Source organism: Paenibacillus sp. FSL R5-0912 (genome assembly GCF_000758605.1).
GTDB lineage: Bacteria > Bacillota > Bacilli > Paenibacillales > Paenibacillaceae > Paenibacillus_AQ.
This window is the reverse complement of the sequence record NZ_CP009282.1, coordinates 1,325,563-1,344,115: the sequence shown is the minus strand read 5'-3', so window position 1 is coordinate 1,344,115 and position 18,553 is coordinate 1,325,563. Positions and strand designations below refer to the sequence as shown.

General features: G+C 51.1%; 14 protein-coding genes. 1 reads left to right on the top strand and 13 read right to left on the bottom strand.

Annotated elements, in window-relative coordinates; translation table 11 throughout:
* Positions 1-3: 3 nt before the first annotated feature.
* The 8 genes from R50912_RS05805 to R50912_RS05770 all read right to left on the bottom strand — a co-directional run bounded on the left by R50912_RS05805 (position 4) and on the right by R50912_RS05770 (position 9,841).
* Positions 4-918 carry a GNAT family N-acetyltransferase gene (locus R50912_RS05805; RefSeq protein WP_231637787.1) on the bottom strand — a complete coding sequence of 305 codons (915 nt, stop codon included), beginning with the start codon at positions 916-918 and terminating at the stop codon, positions 4-6.
* A gap of 538 nt (positions 919-1,456) precedes the next feature.
* A complete protein-coding gene (locus R50912_RS05800; protein ID WP_042241667.1) occupies positions 1,457-3,667 on the bottom strand; it encodes a Tex family protein in 2,211 nt (736 codons plus the stop codon).
* A gap of 514 nt (positions 3,668-4,181) precedes the next feature.
* Positions 4,182-5,393: an MFS transporter gene (locus R50912_RS05795; RefSeq protein ID WP_042233126.1), complete on the bottom strand. Its 1,212-nt coding sequence runs from the start codon at positions 5,391-5,393 to the stop codon at positions 4,182-4,184.
* A 320-nt stretch (positions 5,394-5,713) separates the two neighbouring features.
* Positions 5,714-6,277 (bottom strand): TetR/AcrR family transcriptional regulator, encoded by a 564-nt coding sequence (locus R50912_RS05790; protein ID WP_269322105.1) that lies wholly within the window; start codon positions 6,275-6,277, stop codon positions 5,714-5,716.
* A gap of 273 nt (positions 6,278-6,550) precedes the next feature.
* On the bottom strand, positions 6,551-6,901 hold the full coding sequence (locus tag R50912_RS05785) for a type II toxin-antitoxin system PemK/MazF family toxin (protein WP_019913013.1): 351 nt from the start codon (positions 6,899-6,901) through the stop codon (positions 6,551-6,553).
* A gap of 3 nt (positions 6,902-6,904) precedes the next feature.
* The gene (locus R50912_RS05780) at positions 6,905-7,186 is read right to left on the bottom strand and encodes a CopG family ribbon-helix-helix protein (protein WP_039307597.1); all 282 of its coding nucleotides are present in this window, start codon (positions 7,184-7,186) and stop codon (positions 6,905-6,907) included.
* Positions 7,187-7,396: 210 nt separating this feature from the next.
* Entirely contained in the window at positions 7,397-8,578 is a 1,182-nt protein-coding gene (gene alr, locus R50912_RS05775; protein ID WP_042233123.1) for an alanine racemase, read from the bottom strand.
* Positions 8,579-8,758: 180 nt separating this feature from the next.
* Complete coding sequence (locus R50912_RS05770) at positions 8,759-9,841, bottom strand: LolA family protein (protein WP_042233121.1); 1,083 nt, start codon at positions 9,839-9,841, stop codon at positions 8,759-8,761.
* A 275-nt stretch (positions 9,842-10,116) separates the two neighbouring features.
* Here R50912_RS05770 and R50912_RS05765 point away from each other — a divergent pair, with 275 nt between their 5' ends.
* The gene (locus tag R50912_RS05765) at positions 10,117-12,180 is read left to right on the top strand and encodes a methyl-accepting chemotaxis protein (RefSeq protein ID WP_042233119.1); all 2,064 of its coding nucleotides are present in this window, start codon (positions 10,117-10,119) and stop codon (positions 12,178-12,180) included.
* A 104-nt stretch (positions 12,181-12,284) separates the two neighbouring features.
* Here the strand turns inward: R50912_RS05765 and R50912_RS05760 are convergent, their stop codons facing one another.
* The 5 genes from R50912_RS05760 to R50912_RS05740 all read right to left on the bottom strand — a co-directional run bounded on the left by R50912_RS05760 (position 12,285) and on the right by R50912_RS05740 (position 18,531).
* Entirely contained in the window at positions 12,285-13,250 is a 966-nt protein-coding gene (locus R50912_RS05760) for a DUF4367 domain-containing protein (RefSeq protein WP_042233117.1), read from the bottom strand.
* Positions 13,247-13,759, bottom strand: a complete 513-nt coding sequence (locus tag R50912_RS05755; protein WP_231637786.1) for a sigma-70 family RNA polymerase sigma factor — start codon at positions 13,757-13,759, stop codon at positions 13,247-13,249. The genes R50912_RS05760 and R50912_RS05755 overlap by 4 nt, the downstream gene beginning before the upstream one ends.
* 267 nt (positions 13,760-14,026) lie before the next feature.
* Positions 14,027-15,730: a methyl-accepting chemotaxis protein gene (locus R50912_RS05750; protein WP_042233113.1), complete on the bottom strand. Its 1,704-nt coding sequence runs from the start codon at positions 15,728-15,730 to the stop codon at positions 14,027-14,029.
* Entirely contained in the window at positions 15,727-17,052 is a 1,326-nt protein-coding gene (locus R50912_RS05745; protein WP_231637785.1) for an ABC transporter substrate-binding protein, read from the bottom strand. The genes R50912_RS05750 and R50912_RS05745 overlap by 4 nt, the downstream gene beginning before the upstream one ends.
* 276 nt (positions 17,053-17,328) lie before the next feature.
* Entirely contained in the window at positions 17,329-18,531 is a 1,203-nt protein-coding gene (locus R50912_RS05740; protein WP_042233111.1) for an MFS transporter, read from the bottom strand.
* Positions 18,532-18,553 lie beyond the last annotated feature (22 nt).

The following is an 18,553-nucleotide window of genomic DNA, read 5'->3' as shown; positions in this document are numbered from 1 at the left end:
AAATTATCCCAGCTCCGTATACAATCTAATCTCCTGCCGTCCGGTTTGAAAACCCACGGATTCGTACAGGGACAGCGCTGATTCATTGGTAGTCATGGCGATAAGCTGCGCCTGCTCCAGCCCGTGCTCCTTCAGATACGCCAGGGCACGGACCAGCAACGCCTTGGCGATCCCCCGTCTTCTCCATGGCTCACGGACAAACACATCCTCGATAATCCCTTTTTGATCTTCCTGCCAGACCATCAGACTGCCGGCAACCTTGCCTGCATCCCGTACAACAGCCGATGTCCAGAGCGGATGCTCCTGATATTCCATCAGACGTTCCACGCCCAGCGGGGTATCCGGCCAGATCTCCGCCTCCAGTTCCAGATAAGCTTCTCTCTGCTCCGGCGAATCCAACTGAACCCACGCTGATTCAAGACCTGCCGCAAGCTCTACTACGGGTATAGTTTCGTTCAAGTCACGATGGAGCGTATATAACCGGCTATGCGGCAGGTAACCCAGATGCTGTGCGAAATAAGTGTTGCAGCTCTCCTCCGCAGCGTAATTCCCCGTACACAGAACCGTTCCGTATTCCCGGGGCAGTGTTCCCTTTAGCTCATGCGCCCGTTCCAGCAGAAGGGAGTAGATACTATCCAGCAGTCCGATATCCTGTTCACGCCCGGGCAGTGTTTTCAGATTCACAAAAATCTTATGTTTGCTCCCAGGCAGACGTCCAGGGGGAACTACATTGAAAATCTGCAGCTGGCCTTTGGCCACCATTTTGTCCCCTTCAAAGGCACAGATTACATTCTTCCAGTTGCTCTCCTCCCCTACCCACCAAAAAAGCACATCCTCCTGTGCCGATACCTGCGCATACATTTCCCCAAGCGCCGCCATATCATTCTGCCCGAAATTCCGGATCACTCTATTGCTCAATACCAGTCCGCCACCTTCTGTTTTTGTTCATCATAACACTGTGTAGAAGAGGGATTAAGATCATTAATAATTATAACCATTCTTTACCGCAGCTTGGCCTGTAGCGTTTCTTCTGCTATTTAAGATTGCCAAAAAACGGCTGCGCCGTCCTGGTCAAGGAAGCGCAGCCGTCCGTCTGGTCAAGCGGGTTGGTGCTTGGGTTGGTTCTTGGGTTGGTGCTTGGGTTGGTGCTTGGGTTGGTGCTTGGGTTGGTGCTTGGGTTGGTGCTTGGGTTGGTGCTTGGGTTGGTGCTGATTTGGGTCTTATTCTATCTTGATTGGTTATTAGCCGTGGTGTTTCGTATTCGTTTCTTCTGCTGCTGTATTCATTGGCTGGCCATATTAATAGGTTAGTTTGCTGGAGCTCCACAGTGACTGTCCAAGATCCAGTTGCCCGGGTGCTCCACTCCACTGGACATGTCGGCATTCTTCCTTGCGGACTCCAGAGACTCCCCGTATACCGCCTGCCCTTGCTTCAACCTGCCGGCGATATCGTGGGTCTACTTCACGCTGCCGGCCACCTCGCGCGGCTGGCGCATGGTGAGGCTGACGCGGCCCTTCTTCAGATCGACGCCCATCACCCATACGGTGACATTGTCTCCCACGGAGACCACGTCCATCGGGTGCTTCACGAAGCTGCCGCTCAGCTGGGAGATATGGACCAGCCCGTCGTTCTTGATGCCGATATCGACGAACGCGCCGAAATCGATCACGTTGCGGACGGTTCCCTGCATCTCCATGCCGGGAACCAGGTCCTCGATCTTCAGCACATCCGTGCGGAAGATCGGCAGGGGCAGCTCCTCGCGCGGATCGCGGCCCGGGCGCTGCAGGCTCTCCAGGATGTCGCGCAGCGTAGGCACGCCGACATCCAGCTTCACAGCCAGCTCGGCGGCATCCTGCACCTCCAGCTGCTGTGCTACTTCCTTGCTGCCGAGCCTCTCCACATCGAGGCCCAGCTCACGGAACAGCCGGTCGACCACCGGATAGGATTCCGGATGGATCGGCGTGCGGTCCAATGTGTTATCCCCTCCGGGGATACGCAGGAAGCCGATGCACTGCTCGTAGGATTTCGCGCCCAGGCGCGGCACCTTCTGCAGTGCCTTGCGCGTGGCGAACTTGCCGTTCTCCTCGCGGAACTTCACAATATTCTTGGCGATCGTCGCATTGACTCCCGCCACATAGGACAGCAGCGAGGCCGAAGCGGTATTCACGTCGACACCGACGTGGTTAACCGCCGACTCCACTACGCCCTTCAGGCTCTCCTCCAGATGTTTCTGCGACACATCATGCTGGTACTGCCCGACACCGATCGCCTTCGGGTCGATCTTCACCAGCTCCGCGAGCGGGTCCTGCACGCGGCGGGCAATGGAGGCGGCGCTGCGCTCCGCCACATCCAGGTCCGGGAACTCCTCCTGCGCCAGCTTGGAGGCCGAATACACGCTGGCCCCTGCCTCGTTAACGATCAGGTAGGCCAGTTCAGGATTCCCGACCTCGGCAATGACCTCGGCCGTGAACTGCTCCGTCTCCCGCGAGCCGGTGCCGTTGCCGATTACGATGAGCTGGATGCCATATTTGGCAATCAGCTCTTTGAACTTGGTCGCCGCCTCTTGCTTCTTATTGTTCGGCGGCGTCGGATACGTGACCGCTACCTCCAGCAGCTTGCCGGTATCGTCCACAACGGCCAGCTTGCAGCCGGTGCGGTAAGCCGGGTCTACGCCCAGCACATGGCGGCCCTTCACCGGCGGCTGCAGCAGCAGGCTGCGCAGATTTCCGGAGAAGATGGAAATCGCCTGCGCCTCCCCTTTTTCCGTCATCTCCCCGCGCACCTCGCGCTCGACGGAAGGTGCAATCAGCCGTTTGTAGGCATCCTCGGTCACTGCTTCTAGCAGCTCTTTGACCGGGGACGGACCCTTCACCAGCTTGCGGATAATGAAAGCATGAATCTTGTCGGCAATAATCTCAATGCCGACCTTCAGCACATTCTCCCGCTCCCCGCGGTTAATGGCCAGAATACGGTGCGGCGGCATTTTGTGCACAGGCTCACGGTAGGAATAGTAATTCTCATATACGCTCTCCTGCTCCGCATCCTTCGCTTCGGAGACCAGAATCCCCTGGCTCGCCGTATACTGGCGCACCCAGGAACGGATGGCCGGATCATCGGCAATATTCTCGGCAATGATATCCATTGCCCCTTGGACAGCAAGCTCAGCACTGTCTACACCTTTATCCGCATCTATATATTTCGCCGCTTCTTCATAAGGATTACCCTGGCGGCGCTGCTCCATGATCCAATCGGCAAGCGGCTCCAGCCCCTTCTCCTTGGCAACACTGGCCCGTGTCTTGCGCTTCTGCTTGAACGGACGGTACAAGTCCTCCACTTCCTGCAGCTTCACTGCCTTCATGATCTGCGCCTGCAGCTCCGGGGTCAGCTTGCCCTGCTCCTCAATGCTGCGGATGACATCCTTCTTCCGCTCACCGAGGTTGCGCAGATATCCAAGCCGTTCCTCGATGTCGCGCAGCGCGTTCTCATCCAGCTCTCCGGTCATTTCCTTGCGGTACCGGGCAATAAACGGAATCGTGTTGCCCTCATCCAGCAGCCCTACCGTAGTCCGTACCTGCTTCAGGCTAATGCCCAGTTCCTTCGCAATTGCTGCAGTAATCAGTTCCTGCTCCTGGCGGGCAGCTGCTTCTTCCGCCGCTTGACCTGCCATATTAGTATCAACGCTCAAGTATATCCCTCTTTCTATACACAGTCTGAGTTCATAACTCTCTACTAAAATACTATCACAGTTTGCCGCAGGACCAAAGTTTGGCACGGTAAAGTACCCCCGCAACGCAAGCTACCAACCCGGTGATAACTCAGCAGATTTGCGGGATCCCAAAACATATTTCATATGCAGCTTACCAAGGTTAATTGGAGCCTACCTTACATATCTTGCCCGTTTAAGGTTCCCTTAGGCACCCGCTCTGCAACAGTAGTTGGATAAACGTATCTTATTTTAGCTGTTTTGGAGCATTTGAGTGAATTAGTTGGATAAACGTCGTTTAATTCCATGCGCTTCCTCTGCTTTGGCTGATATGCCTTAGATTAAGTGCTGTTTTTCCAACTGCTGTTTGAGAGCGGCTTCTTCATTTATGAGGAAGTGGAAAAAATCCAACTATTTCCTTGGCCTGCTGCAGCCCACCCTGGTTAATAAGGAGGTTCCCGGTGTCTTTACCCTCACGTTACCGCATCACCGGACTCCGCCGGCTCCGTTTCCTTCTGCCGTAACTCAGCGACATGAGGAAGCAGAGCACCATGACGAGCGCAGCCGCCGCATAAGGGAAATTCACATCCATATCGAACAGGATTCCGGCAACAATCGGGCCGGCAATATTGCCAAGACTGGTGTAGGCAGAGTTCATCCCCATGACAAACCCCTGCTGTGATTCATCCGCCATCTTGGAGAGCTGCGTACCGACGGCGGGGCGGAGAATATCCATCGCCAAGAATACGATGAAGGTCACTGCAACAATAGCTGCGAACCCATGAACGAACAGCGTGAGGAAGATAGACAGTCCGGCAATGAGCAGACAGATGGAAATCACTCTATTTTCGCCGAAACGGTTCAAAATCCAGCTAAACACTGTAACCTGAACCACCGCACCCGCGATGGAACCGAATGTCAGGACAAACGCAATATCCTTAGGAGTGAACCCGAACTTATGATCCACAAACAGCCCGAACACTGTATCATAGTTAGCCAGTCCGAAGGAGAGCACGAATATGATCACCAGACCGAAGAAATAAGGCTCCCGGTAAGAGCGTAGCATCTGCATCCCCAGATTCTCCTTGTTCCCCTCATCAGACTTCGCTTCATGTCGCTTCTCCGCAGACAGTGATTCCGGCAGAACGGCAAAAGTAATGAGTGCCACAACGGCAGCCGCTCCGGCAGCGACGAAAAAAGGGACCCGGATGCCGAGCTCAGCCAAATACCCGCCAATTCCCGGACCAATGATGAATCCCGTAGTGATGGCCGCATTAATCAAGCCCATACCTTTGGCGCGTTCTTCAGAAGAAGTCGTATCGGCAACATAAGCCATAACCGCCGGCATAATCATCGCCGCACCCGCACCGCCGAGCATTCTGGATACGAAGAGCAGCCAGGGTACCGTGGCCAGACCAAAGAGCAGCTCCGAAAAGGCAAAGACAATTAGTCCGGCGATAATGATTTTTTTGCGGCCCATCCGGTCCGACCAGTTCCCGGCAAACGGTGATACCAGCAGCTGTGTCAGGGCAAAAGCGGCCACCAGCAGTCCGACAACACTCCCGCCAATGCCCAGCTCATTCATGTAGGTCGGCATAATAGGGACAACCAGACCAATCCCCGTGAACGCCAAAAATATATTCAACATCAGGAGCAGCATCGCGCCCCGGTTTCTTAGTAATAATGACATTGTAAATCCCTCCGTATTTCCCGGGCAAATCTTCAGGCTCCAGGTGTACTTCATCTCATGTAATAACAGTCTCTCCCATTAACGGCAAAGAACTCATAACGGCACGGGTACAGCTGCTTGCATAACGCCGTGGACTAGACCGACCATCCGGTCTATTTAAAAAATGATAATTTATACGCTTCGCACCGCAAATAATTATCCCTATCTTTCACGCAGAAACAGCCTGAAAGCAATATGCAATATCGCTGCCTCGGAAGCATAAGCTCCTATGAATGAAGCTTAGCCGTTTCTGCTTGTGGATTAATAATCCCGTTTACCGTTCAGCTCTCCCGGGTACGCAGTCCTTGAAGCAACAGCTGAATGGCCCCGCGGTAATATTCCCTGATATCCTCAGGCCCCTTGGCGAGTGCTGTAATCTCGCTGACCCTGCCGATCCCTTCCAGCATGCCGCTGACGATGGTCACATAGTTGTCCAGATTGCCTGGAATCAGATATCCGGAATCCATACCCTCCTGAAGCAGGTCACGGCAGGCCTGTGATGCAGATTCGTAGATCTGCGAGAGCCGCTGGCGGATATCATCGGTAAGCGTACGGGATCTGGCGTATTCCTCCAGCGCATGAATCAGCGGATTCTGGAAGTCATTCGCGTAATGGTCTCCCAGCGCGAACAGCCTGGCTTCCGTCCCGCTGATCTTGCTCCGCAGCTCCTCCCACTCACAGAGCCACTTCTGGGTATCATCCTCCACCACATACAAGAACAGTTCATCCTTGCTGGGAAAATGGTGATACAGGCTACCCTTGCTGACCTTCGCAGCTAAGCAGACTTCATTCATACTTACCGCACCATAACCCTTGTGTGCGAACAAATGTGAAGCATTCTGCAGAATGCGGTTCTTGGTTTCTTCTCCATCCGAGCGTCCTTTGATATGTATCCCCCCTATAGACCGACTGACCGGTCTAATTATAACATAAGGTCAAGCCCTAGCACAACACCCGGTGAGACTATCCAATAACCCACACAGCGGGACATTATCTTCGATGATTACGCAGCTACTTTCCGTGAACTCCGAACGTATTTATCCTTGTAAAAAAGGCATACCGGATACATCTCCGGCATGCCTTTTAGTACAATTATTGATGTCATAGCCCTATATGGTTCAGAAGTCAATCAGACCCAGGCTGATTTGCAGCGAATCATCCACCAGCTTCATGGTCTCATCGTCCAAGTGGGTGATCTTATCGGTTAAGCGTTGTTTGTCAATGGTCCGAACCTGCTCCAGCAATATAACGGAATCCCGGTCAAAGCCATGGGCAGCCGCATCAATCTCCACATGCGTCGGCAGTTTGGCCTTCTGGATCTGGGCAGTGATAGCTGCCACAATTACAGTCGGGCTGAAGCGATTGCCAATGTCGTTCTGAATGACCAGTACCGGCCTAACTCCGCCTTGCTCTGAACCCACGACCGGTGAAAGGTCGGCAAAAAAAACGTCGCCGCGTTTAACAATCAATATTTACACCCCGCTTACTAAGCGGCCAAGAGTACTGTCTGCATCTTCCTCTGCGAGAAAGGCCTCGCTTGCCATGGTCAAATTAATCTTAGCCATTTCCATGTATCCCCGCTGCATCGACTCCCGGATGGTACGTTTCCTCCGTTCAGTCAAGTACAGCTTCATGGCCTGCCTGATCAATTCACTACGGTTAGAGTTCTCCAATTGAACGATCCCATCCACTTCCTGCAAGAGATGATCGGGCAAGCTGATCATGATTCTTTTGGTGTTCTGCAAATTGGCCACCTTCTCTTCCACCCCCACAAACCTTCTGCCCTTGTGTTCCAGTGTTACAATATACAAGGAATTTTATACAAGGAATATATGCCGCCAGTATATCAAGTATGCTGCATCCCATTATAAACTAGAAATGGCGGTTCGTATAGACTATAAGTCACATGCTCTATACGGGTAGTCCTTATTTTCAATTCCTGGATAAGGTCTCTGGTCAGGGCTTCAAGTCTGCAGCAAGGGATTCACGAGGTTGGGTAACATGCCTTCGCGTACATATACGCGGGGCACCCGGTGAGCCAGCATACAGATGACTTCGTAGTGAATCGTCCCAAGATGGAGCGCCAGTTCGTCTGCCGTGATCGACACAGCTCCCTGGCGGCCGATGAGTACAACCTCTTCGCCAGCTTTGATTTGTTCCGCTTCTTCAGCGAAAGATTTGAGTGATACCATACACTGGTCCATGCAGATGGTTCCGACGACAGGAACGCGGCGTCCGCGTATTAGCACCTCCGCTTTGCCCGTTAGCATGCGGGAATATCCGTCAGCGTATCCCACGGGAAGCGTAGCGATAACCTCATCGCTGTCCGTGAAATACCGGGTGCCGTAGCTGATGCCTGAGTCAGGCGGCAGGGTCTTGATATAGACAGCCTGCGTCTTCAGCGTCATTACCGGGTGTAAAGCCACCAGCTCACGGTTCACCTCACTTGAAGGATAGAATCCGTACAAGCTTATGCCTACACGCACCATGTTGCTGGATAAGAGAGGTGTATCAATGGCCGTAGCGCTATTGCCCGTATGTATGATCGGGATCTTAATATCCATATCCCGAAGCGTTTCCGCCACGCTCATGAAACGTCGGTGCTGCATCAGTGTATAGCTTTTGTTCTGTTCGTCTGCCTTAGCAAAATGAGTAAACATGCCCTCCAGCTCCGCCTGCGCTACTGAATGCACTTCAGCAATGAAAGCAGGTGCATCGGCCGGCAATAATCCCAGCCTGCCCATCCCGCTGTCAATCTTGATGTGCACCTTCAGCCGGTGCTCCTTCTCTACAGGAAGCGCTCTAACAGCTTCCAGTACTTCCGGTGTGAACAGTGTTACGGTAACGTTATTCTTCCAGGCAACGGCTATTCCTTCCGGGGAGGTGTAGCCCAGCACCAGAATAGGAAGTAGTATTCCCGCCTGACGCAGCTCCAATGCCTCATCCAAAAAGGCGACACTAACATAATCCGCTCCAAGTCGTTCCAGCTCCCGGGTCACTTCCACGGCACCGTGTCCGTACGCATTTCCTTTGACGCATCCCATGAATTTGGTCTCCGGCAGCAGTGCCGCCCGGAAAGCCTCATAATTGGCACGCAAATCATCCAGATTGATCTCGGCTACTGTCGGTCGATAGCTTGCTTGCACTTCAGGTTCACCTTCTTACATTGTAGTAAAACATCTACGCCGAAATCACATAGAACTTGGGGTCTTACTGCAATGGTAATGCTCGGGAAGGCCGCTGTCAATGTAAGCAGAACTAGCAAAAAACGGACACTGCGTGTAGAGGAATAATTCCCACATTGCGCAGTATCCGCCTACTGAACTTTATTTACCCGATTGTTCCTCCATAGAAGCGGCTATTTGCATCATTTCCGTAACTGGCAGATTATCGCTCGTGATCCGGTATTCGACGCCCTCATTCATCCAGGTCAATGTCTGCTGCTCGTCTCCGCTGAGAAGTCCCCAGGTGAACCCGAGATCGATCACACTACCTGGAGCCAGCGATACCGCACGGTCCAGCGGACGGGCTTCCATAATGGTGTACTGGTAGATACCGTCATAGCGGATAAGCACCGCATGATCCTTGCTGCCTTCGATTTTGTTCGTATCCTTCAGCTTCACGCCTGCCGGAACATAATCCGGCTCGATGATTCCGAAGTCACCCAGTTCTGCCGTAACCGGCTGGCCGGCCTGTTCCCCGTCTTCCGCCACTACCGGATTTCCGTTCTCATCCACTTCAGCTACAGTGCTCTCTGAAGGTGAGCCCGTGGCCATATTCTTTTGCATATCAAAAGAATCTGCGGCGAATTCCGGATCAAACTTGAAGCTGTCGAAGGTCACGTTAACGACAACCTTGGCTTCGGAATCCGATACCTGAACCTGCTTGGGTTCATAAGTCTTTTTGGCGAGCCAGATCTTCTGGCGGACCAGCGCACTGCTCTGATAATTTGCGGCTACCTCAAACACATAATTGTCCCCGTCCTCTACGAACTGGCGGTTGTTGTCAGAGACAATTCCCTTGAGCAGCGTCTGGTACAGATATACCTGTCCCTGGCTGTCCGGCCAGTCGCTCTGGAAGCGGAAGCTTTTGCCGAGGCTTGGTGTCAGTACGAATACGCCCTCATCATTGCGCAGCACAATCTGCTTCACATCCTTCTGGACATTAGACAGGCTGATCCGGTAGTAGGACGGATTCTTGTACCACACTTCCACTTTGTATTCCTGCGGCTGCTCCCCGGTGTACAAGGTCATCGTGCCTGAGCCTTGATAAGCTCCCTGCTTGCTCTCCAGCTTGTCAGACACACTATTCAAATCCTTGACCACAGAGGCGGCATCCTTCTTCCCGCACCCCGTCAATACTAAGGCCACGCTCATAATGATCGCGAGTACCCATGTTATCCGGCGCATGACATCATCCCCTTAACCTGTTTTGAATGCATTGATTAGTACATGTCTATGAGGAACTTGGCCGCATTATGCAGACGGGCATGACAAGCGTAAGACTTGGACCAGTGAAAAGAAAAAAGCACCGGCTACGACTGTTTCATATGTTTTCACAATTTTATATTTTTAGATCACAAATTCTCTATAACTGCTTGTTATAAATAAGTCATCCCTAGGATAGGTCGCGTAGAACGCCTAATTTTTCATAGACATATATACATTGAAGGAGACTGGATCAGATGAAGAACATTAGTAGATTCACCCAAAAATTTAACACGATTTCATTAAAGGTTAAGCTGCCTCTCTTAATGAGCTTGCTTGTTGCTGCAGTACTGCTGGCCACTTCCGTTACGATATATTGGGTATCGTCCGATTTATTAGTGAAAAAAAGCAAAGATGAAATCAATGCCAATGCGGACCGGATCGGTGAAGGACTCTGGAATTCGATGAAATTTAAGCAAGAGGCGTCTTACGTAATTTCAGTACACGATACTTTCAAGGAGCTTCTGAAGCTTAGAGCAGAAGGCACACTCTCAGACCAGGAGTTCTACTCGTCAAAAAATCCGTACTACAGCAAAGCCAATAAAATTCTGCAAAACAGCATGAAGGGTAGCGTAGGTACAGACTCTATGCTCGTGCTGGATTTAAAGGGGACTATCGTGGCGGGAACCAATGCGGATAGTCATGGCCAATCCCGGTCGGACCGCGAATATTTCATAGAAGGTCTGAAAGGCGCTCCCTATATCGCTGATGCCATTGTGTCTAGATCAAACGGTACATTAGTTATCCCATTTGCCCAGCCCATCAAAGATCAAAGCGGCAAGCTGCTTGGCCTCTTCGTCTTCACCATAGACAGCAATCTTTTTCTGGACGAATTAGGCGGCATTAATATCAATCAGGAAGGCTTCGTCCAGATTGTCAGCCGTGGCGGAACCATCCTCTACAACTCAGCCGATCCGTCGAAGAAAGGGCAAAGCCTTGGAAACACTCCGGAGATCAAAGCTTTTCTAGCTGACCGTGCTACTACAGAGATAAAAACCCAAACCACCACGATAGGTGATGATTATATAAGAATCAGTAAAATACCGGGTGTTGACCTCACGGTATCGGTGTCAGATCCTTATAATGACATTAAGCGCCCTGTGCAGGACATGTTTAACAAGCTGCTGATCGTTACGACTGTGGCGCTTCTTATAGCCGTCGGGTTCGGTCTGCTGTTATCCCGTTCGATCGCCAATCCCATTGTCAAATTGACCAGCCTGTTCACACAATTAGCTACCGGGGATTTGACCGTTGAAGCCGAAGGCCGCTATGACAATGAGTTCAGGGAATTGGCTGACAGCTTCAACCATATGGCCCGGCAAAATAAAGCTCTGATCAGCAGCATGAACGATTCTATCGCCATTCTTCATAGCAGTACAAATGAACTGGACGAAACATCGAAGCAAACCTCCCGGTCCATTAATGAAACCTCAGTCACTTCCATGGGGATCGCCCAGGCTATGGAATCCCAGTCCGAAGATACCGATACTATTGTCCAAAAATTTCATGGGTTTGGCGAGAAATTCGCTGCAATGAATCTCAATGCCCAGCTGGTCCGGACAAGAGCAGAAGAAATCGTCGGAGTCTTCCATACAAGCACACAAGTGGTTGAACAATTAATTGAAATCAACGTAAAGAATGAAGAGGAAGTTCATAAAATTTCAGAAATTACCTTGAAGCTTCAGGAGAGCTCCAGCAGCATCAGCCAAATTACAAATGCGATTAGCCAAATTGCAAGTCAGACCAATCTGCTGGCGCTGAATGCATCTATTGAAGCTGCACGGGCAGGGGAACACGGCAGAGGATTTGCAGTCGTAGCCTCCGAAATCCGTAAGCTGGCGGAGCAAAGCTCCAGACAATCGAATGAAATCTATGCGATCATCCAACAGAATCTTGCATATGTAACTGAAAATAATAGTTGTGTCGCAGCCATTAACCAAATTTCCAATAAACAGGATGAACTCGTGGGGCATACCCAGGATTCATTCAAAACCATTCTGAAGAAAATCACAGAAATAACTGCCCAGATCAAAACCATGGCAGATGAAATTTCCTATTTGCAAAATGACAAAGATGAAGTCATGGAATCCGCCCAAAGCCTGTCCGCTTCAGGAGAAGAAATCTCAGCTTCGGTTGAGGAAGTTACAGCTACCATGCATGAACAATCCTCTACCGTACAGCGGCTTGCGGATATGGTCGAAACTATCGATCAGTTAACCAAGACCCTCGCCGATTCTGCAGCAAATTTCAAGGTGGAGTAACCTTCACCGCATGCCCATATAACAAAAACAACAGGCTGTGAACCCCCGTTCAGGGATCATTGCCTGTTGTTTGCGGTTCACCATCTGTCCCGGTTGCTATCCGGTTACCAGCGGATCGATTCGGCGATCTTCAGCACCTCGGCCCGGTCGAGACCATGGGTGCTGAGGTCATACAATACTCCGTTCGCTTCCCAGTCCAAGGTCCGTTCGTTCATCATGACGGCATCGACTCCATTGAGCTCCACCTGCTCCATCTTGCCGCTCGTCGACATCTCATAGGCGTTGTCCTTATTAGATAAGCGCAGCTGCATCCAGATCCGTTTGCCGGTCTGCTCACTAGTGAAGAACAATTCAACAACCTGTCCATTGACCCCTTCCTCGCCCTTGTAGAATTCTCCATGGTCAAAGGCGAAGCCCTCAGGCAGATATTCCGGCAGCTTCACTCTGAAGAGAGCGTATTTATCCAGCTCCGCAGGATCCTTGACGGCAAAGATGCGCGCCGCCTGTTCCTTATCCAGCTTCTCCTGCTCACTCTGGGTAATGAGTTTGTCTCCGTCAAAATTCACTATACGTTCACCCTCAGCATTAAAGACTGTGCCAAGCTTATGATTAAATGAAGTGATCGGATGGCCGTCTTTATCAAACATTTTGCCTTTCCACGCTTCCGGGAACTCCGGCTTGTAATTCGGATCCATTTCACTCGCAATAATGTGGCCGAGATTGATGGTATTCAACGCCCGGACAAGCATCTCCTGTGCAAAAGAAGGCCTGACGAAGGAAATACTCACTATGCCTGCTGCCAGCAGGGAAGCCACGATCATGGCCGGCCGTTTGATCCGTTGTCTAATGCTCATCTTTGGTTCCTCCTGTTCTGTTAAGACACGGTTTCTGGCTTGGAGGAGGACCGCCGCCTTGTTCGAGCCCTGGCTGAAATCCTGCCGGGCCAGAACTTCTCCCAGCTCCAGGAGCTCCAGATATTCCGCAGCATCCTTCTCTGCACCGGATGCCGGATTCCCGGACCTGGCGTCAATATCCATGGAGAACTTCTGCCACATATACTTGTTGTTCATAATCCCTCCACGCTCCTAATCTCAGATTTCAGCTTCCTCATACTCCGGTAGAGGATAACCCCGACGTTGCTCTCTGATATTCCTGTAACCCGTGCAATTTCTGTATTCTTCAGATCTGCCCCGAATTTAAGGGCGATAATGTTCCGTTCCTTCGCGCTGAGTGTATCCAGCGCCCGGTTCAGCCTGTCACTCCGCTCGCTGTCCAAGATCAGCGCCTCAGGCTCTTTTTTGCCCGATACCAGCTCCCGGAGGGTATCCAGCGAGAAGAAACGGTGCCTGGCCCGGCTTCTGTAATAGTCATTCACTACATTTCGGGCAATGGCGAACAGCCACACTTCCAGCGGCGCCTTCTCCATGGAGTAACCGGATAGCTTGGACAGTGTCTTCTCGAACACCTGGCTGGCCAGGTCTTCGGCGGTGTAACGGCAGCTCACCCGGTAGGCAATATAATTGAATATCCGTTTATAGTAGGTTTCAAAGATCGCAGCGAACTGCAATTCTGTCTCCATATTTCCTCGAACCCTTTCGTGAATCAAAGGCTGCAATGCGCGCTCTTGCATCCTGATGGCCCTCCCTTCCCGGCTGAATTTACTTGGCCAAGTAATGTACATCAGCTAATACGTCACCTATAGCCATTCCATTACATCATCAGACCAAATAAAAAGAAAGAAAATCCCAGCCCTCCCAATCCGAATACGAAGAGGGTGTCCTCAGCGCCATGTTAAATGGCCACGAAGAACACCCTCTGTCTATTAACTGCAGATGAACGAAATTGATTAAACCGTAAACTTAGATATACTCTCCTGAAGTTCTTCCGCAAGTCCCGACAACAGACGCGATGCGGCAGCAATTTCTTCTACGCTGGCCAATTGCTCCTGCGCTGAAGCTGAGACATCATGCGTTCCTTCAGAGGAAGCAATGGTGATCTGATTAATCTGCTCAAAAGCAATGACCAGTTCATGGGTGCCATTGGACATTTGCTGTGAAGAGTCCGATACGCCTTGAATCTGTTCATTAATCGCCCGGATAGAATCCTTGATCTCTGCAAAGGACTTCCCTGCGGTTTGAACCGCATCAATTCCGCGCACTACTTCCTTCTCTCCTTGGGAGACCATCTCTATCGTACGGTGCGTTTCCTGTTGAATCGAATGGATAACATCGGATACCCGCTTTCCGGATTCAGCCGTCTTCTCCGCCAGCTTGCGCACTTCACCGGCCACAACAGCGAACCCGCGGCCATGCTCCCCCGCTCTCGCGGCTTCAATAGCTGCATTGAGGGAGAGAAGATTCGTCTGATTGGCAATATCCGTAATAATAGCGATAATATCGCCAATTTCTTTGGAGCTTTCACCCAAAGCTCTGACCACTTGTGAGACATCTCCTACATTCGCGGACACAGCATTCATCTGGTCAACAGCGGTTTCTACAGCCACGATACCGTCTGTGGCCAGCCCGAATGCTGCATCCACCGAGTCTTTGACATGAATAGATGCCTGTGCGATTTCCTTTGCTTCACCATCCATTTTCTGAACAAGGGCCACACTCTCTTCGATGCTGTTCACCTGGACCTGCGCACCTTCGGCCAGTTTCTCTGTAATCAGCGCGACATGCTCTGTAGCTTGTCCGGTCTGTTCAGCGCTGGCAGTCAGCTCTTCAGAAGAAGCAGCCACCTGCTCTGCATTCATGCCGACCTCCTGAATTAAGCTCCGCAAATGGTTGCCCATGTTATTGAAGGCTTGCGCCAATTGGCCGATCTCGTCCTTGTTCTTAATCTCAACAAGTGTATTCCTTAAGTCGCCTTCAGCAATCTGGGCGGCCATCTTCTGGAGCTTGCGGATCGGATTCGATATGGCTCTACTGATCAGAATACTGGCAAGCACGCCGAGAAGCAGGGCAGCTGCTGTCAAGGTAAGGACCAGGATCTTAATGTGAGCGACTTGATCAAACGTCTGATCGGCTGCTGCCTTCAGATCATCCTCCTGGAGCTTCACGAACCGCTCTGCGGTACTGCTGAATTTCTCCAACACTGGGGCCTGGCTGGCAATCAGCTCCAGGTAGGCGGCACTGTCATTCTGTTTCTTGCTGTCGATCACCTGCATGGCCGTACTGCTGTAGCGGCTCTGCAGCAGATCCAGACCTGCGATGATCTGTTTATCATTCCGGTCCTCGATCAGCGGCTTCAGCTGTGTTAATATTTTGTCAAAGTTCAACTGTGCTTCTGTAAATGCCGTCAGGCTCTCCTCATCGCCGTTGATTACATATCCGTAAAGACTGGACTTCTCCGTCTCTACCGTGATCCGCAAATCTTTGATTAACTGCACCGACTCCGATTTATTCCGCAGCAGATAAGTATAAGAGTTATTTACCTCTGAGAGATAAGAGTAGCTGCTGACAGACACGATGATCAGGAGCAGCAGAACTAGGCCAAACCCGCTGTACAGTTTTTTTCTGATCGTATATTCACCAATCAATCTGCTCATTTCTCGCCCTCCGTCCCAGAACCCTGCAGGATCCCGGTCGCCTCTGAGCGGTAAAATTTAGCACCTTGTTCCGGTGTAATGCTGCCTTCTACTACATGCTTGAGGATTAACAGGAAAGAATTACTTACAACAATGGAGTTCCCGGGAGCAGGAGCATCTATAGGCGCCGAATGGGTGTTCAGATAGTTGATCAGCTCCAATTGCTGCTTACCGGTCTCATCCGCTTTTGCTGATAGCTTGGCAGAGATCACTTTGGATACCGGAATGCCGCGTTCGCCCTGGAGAATATCATTCGCCTCTGCATTATTCACGAAGAAGTCCAGGAATTTGACAGCTTCCTCCGGATATTTGGAATAGGAAGACACCGCCAGGAACATCGACGGCTTGATGAATCTGCCTTCACCGTCTTCTGTGATCACAGGAAGGGGCAGCAGCTTGATGGTGTGGCCGGCTAACTTGCTCAGCGCAGCAACATTATTGCTGAACCCGAAGTAAAAAGCCGATTGTCTGCTGATAACCGGATGACTCTCATCTACAGGGATATCTTGGTAGGAATCCGGCTTAATCAGGCCTTCGTCATACCACTGCTTATACAGGGACAGATAATCGGATAATATAGTATCGTCATCATATCCCAGATTCGTTCCTGCAGCGTTGAACATCGAGGCTCCGCGGGTTCTCAGATAATAATTCGCATTAAACATATTCCCAAGCGGATAGAAATCCGGAGTATCCACTGTTTCTTTCAGTTGCGTTAGCAGGGTATGCAGTTCATCAATCGTGTAGTCCATTGAAGGAACTGCAAGGCCGGCCTCCTGGAAAAACTCAGGATCGTACAAAAGAGCTTCAGAATTCATGCCGATATTCAGCGCAAATAATTCATCACCCTTCATCCCCGGAAGCAGTGTCGACTTGGCAATATCGGAAGTCGAAAGCGTCTTATTTTTTATGTAAGGATTCAGCGGTTCAATCAGATCACGGTTAATATAATCGAAGATGAAGCTGTAATCCCCCTGTATAATATCAGGTGTAGCCTGGTCGGCGGTCTCCATTGCCAGCTGGGTAGCAACATCATTATTCACTGAGTAATCTTCTGTCATAATATGTACGTTCGGATGCTGCTTCTCATAGAGTGCAATAACCTTCAGGGTATCCTGCTTGCGCTGGTCCTTCCCCCACCAGATAAACTTCAGCTTCACTTCCTGATCCTTGGCGGTCTTGTCCGCCGTACTTCCGTTTGATGAACTGCAGCCCAACATAGCCGCCAGTACAATAATACTAATTAACACCTGTGAAACTGTCCTCAATCGTCTTACACTCACTTCATCAGCCGCCTTTTCTTGTCGTTTAATGTCGAATTTTTGAATATATTGTAGTTTTATCTCTATGCTACTTTCTCTTTATCGGACACTCTATCGTCTTTATGAAATGGAAAATAGTACTTGTGAAAAAAATGTCACTTTGTATCTGTTTCCATAGCAGAACTTCTCCAAAAAGTTATTTTCCATATCAATAGTTATTGCACAAAAAAGACCTCTTGGTGTAAGAGGTCCTCAAACAGGGAGATTCCCAGTGAACCGCAGGCAGGGGTTCCGTGCTTATCCGTTATTCTTCTTTTCGGTCAAAAAGTAGACCAGCGCCAGCACCGGCAGAATAAGCCCGATCAGTGTGGCAAGGTTCCAGCCGCCGTAAGCATAGGCCCAACCGCCCAGAGAAGAACCCACCGCTCCGCCTACAAAAAATATCGCCATAAACAACCCGTTCAGCCGTCCTCTGGTTTCATTGCCGAGTGAATAAATGACCCGCTGTCCCAGTACCAGATTGCCGGATACACTCATGTCCAGAAGGATTGCCGTCAGTACCAGCAGGCCAAGTGTAAGTCTAGAATCATCTCTTAGCAGATAAGCCATGATAAACGATATTGCGGCGAGGGATATGGCAAGGCCAGTCAAGGGTCTGGTCCAGCCCTTGTCCGCCAGTCTTCCCGCAATCGGGGCTGCTACCGCTCCGCCCACACCGGCGAGAGCAAACAAGGCAATGCCTTGCTGGGACAGGTGATAGTAGCTGGACAGGTGCATTGGAACTGTCGTCCAGAACAGACTGAAGGCGCCGAACAGGCTGGCCTGGTATATCGCCCGGCGGCGTAACAGCGGCGTATGCATCCACAGTGTACCCAGCGAACGGATTAATTGGCCGTAATTCAACGTAGATTCTGGCTTGCGTGCCGGAAGTATGCGGGACAGAAGCAGGGTCAGGAGCGCAATCACAACTGCAGAGACAACAAATATAGACTTCCAGCCCCACAATCCGGCCATGAAGCTTGCCACCGGCCGGGCAAACATAATACCCAGCAGCAGTCCGCTCATCACATTGCCTACCACACGGCCGCGTTCCTCTTCTGCCGCCAGATACGATGCATACGGCACCAGGATCTGCGCTGCCACTGAACCTAGCCCGATGAACATGGAGGCTGCAAGAAACAGCGGAGCATTCGGTGCAAGTGCCGCAGCTGCAAGTGCAGCTACGACCAGAATTAGGGACGTTACAGCGAGCCGCCGGTTCTCGATAATATCACTGAGCGGGACAATGAACAGCAGCCCGACAACATAACCGATTTGTGTCAGCGTCACAATCAGCCCCGTGGCTCCTGGAGACAGATGAATGGCCTGCCCGATCGGTCCGACCAGCGTCTGTGCATAATAGAGATTCGCCACAATCAGGCCGCAGGATACTGCGAGCAGAAATGTGATCCAGCCTGGAATAGCCTTGTGGTTTACAGAAGATACAGCTTGTTGTTGCATATCAATTCCACCTTTCAATTTT

Excerpts from the sequence above, each read along its gene's own strand:
- R50912_RS05800 (WP_042241667.1), bottom strand. The coding sequence starts at position 3,667 with ATGGCAGGTCAAGCGGCGGAAGAAGCAGCTGCCCGCCAGGAGCAGGAA.
- R50912_RS05795 (WP_042233126.1), bottom strand. The coding sequence starts at position 5,393 with ATGTCATTATTACTAAGAAACCGGGGCGCGATGCTGCTCCTGATGTTG.
- R50912_RS05770 (WP_042233121.1), bottom strand. The coding sequence starts at position 9,841 with ATGCGCCGGATAACATGGGTACTCGCGATCATTATGAGCGTGGCCTTA.
- R50912_RS05765 (WP_042233119.1), top strand. The coding sequence starts at position 10,117 with ATGAAGAACATTAGTAGATTCACCCAAAAATTTAACACGATTTCATTA.
- R50912_RS05760 (WP_042233117.1), bottom strand. The coding sequence starts at position 13,250 with ATGAACAACAAGTATATGTGGCAGAAGTTCTCCATGGATATTGACGCC.
- R50912_RS05755 (WP_231637786.1), bottom strand. The coding sequence starts at position 13,759 with ATGGAGACAGAATTGCAGTTCGCTGCGATCTTTGAAACCTACTATAAA.
- R50912_RS05750 (WP_042233113.1), bottom strand. The coding sequence starts at position 15,730 with ATGAGCAGATTGATTGGTGAATATACGATCAGAAAAAAACTGTACAGC.
- R50912_RS05740 (WP_042233111.1), bottom strand. The coding sequence starts at position 18,531 with ATGCAACAACAAGCTGTATCTTCTGTAAACCACAAGGCTATTCCAGGC.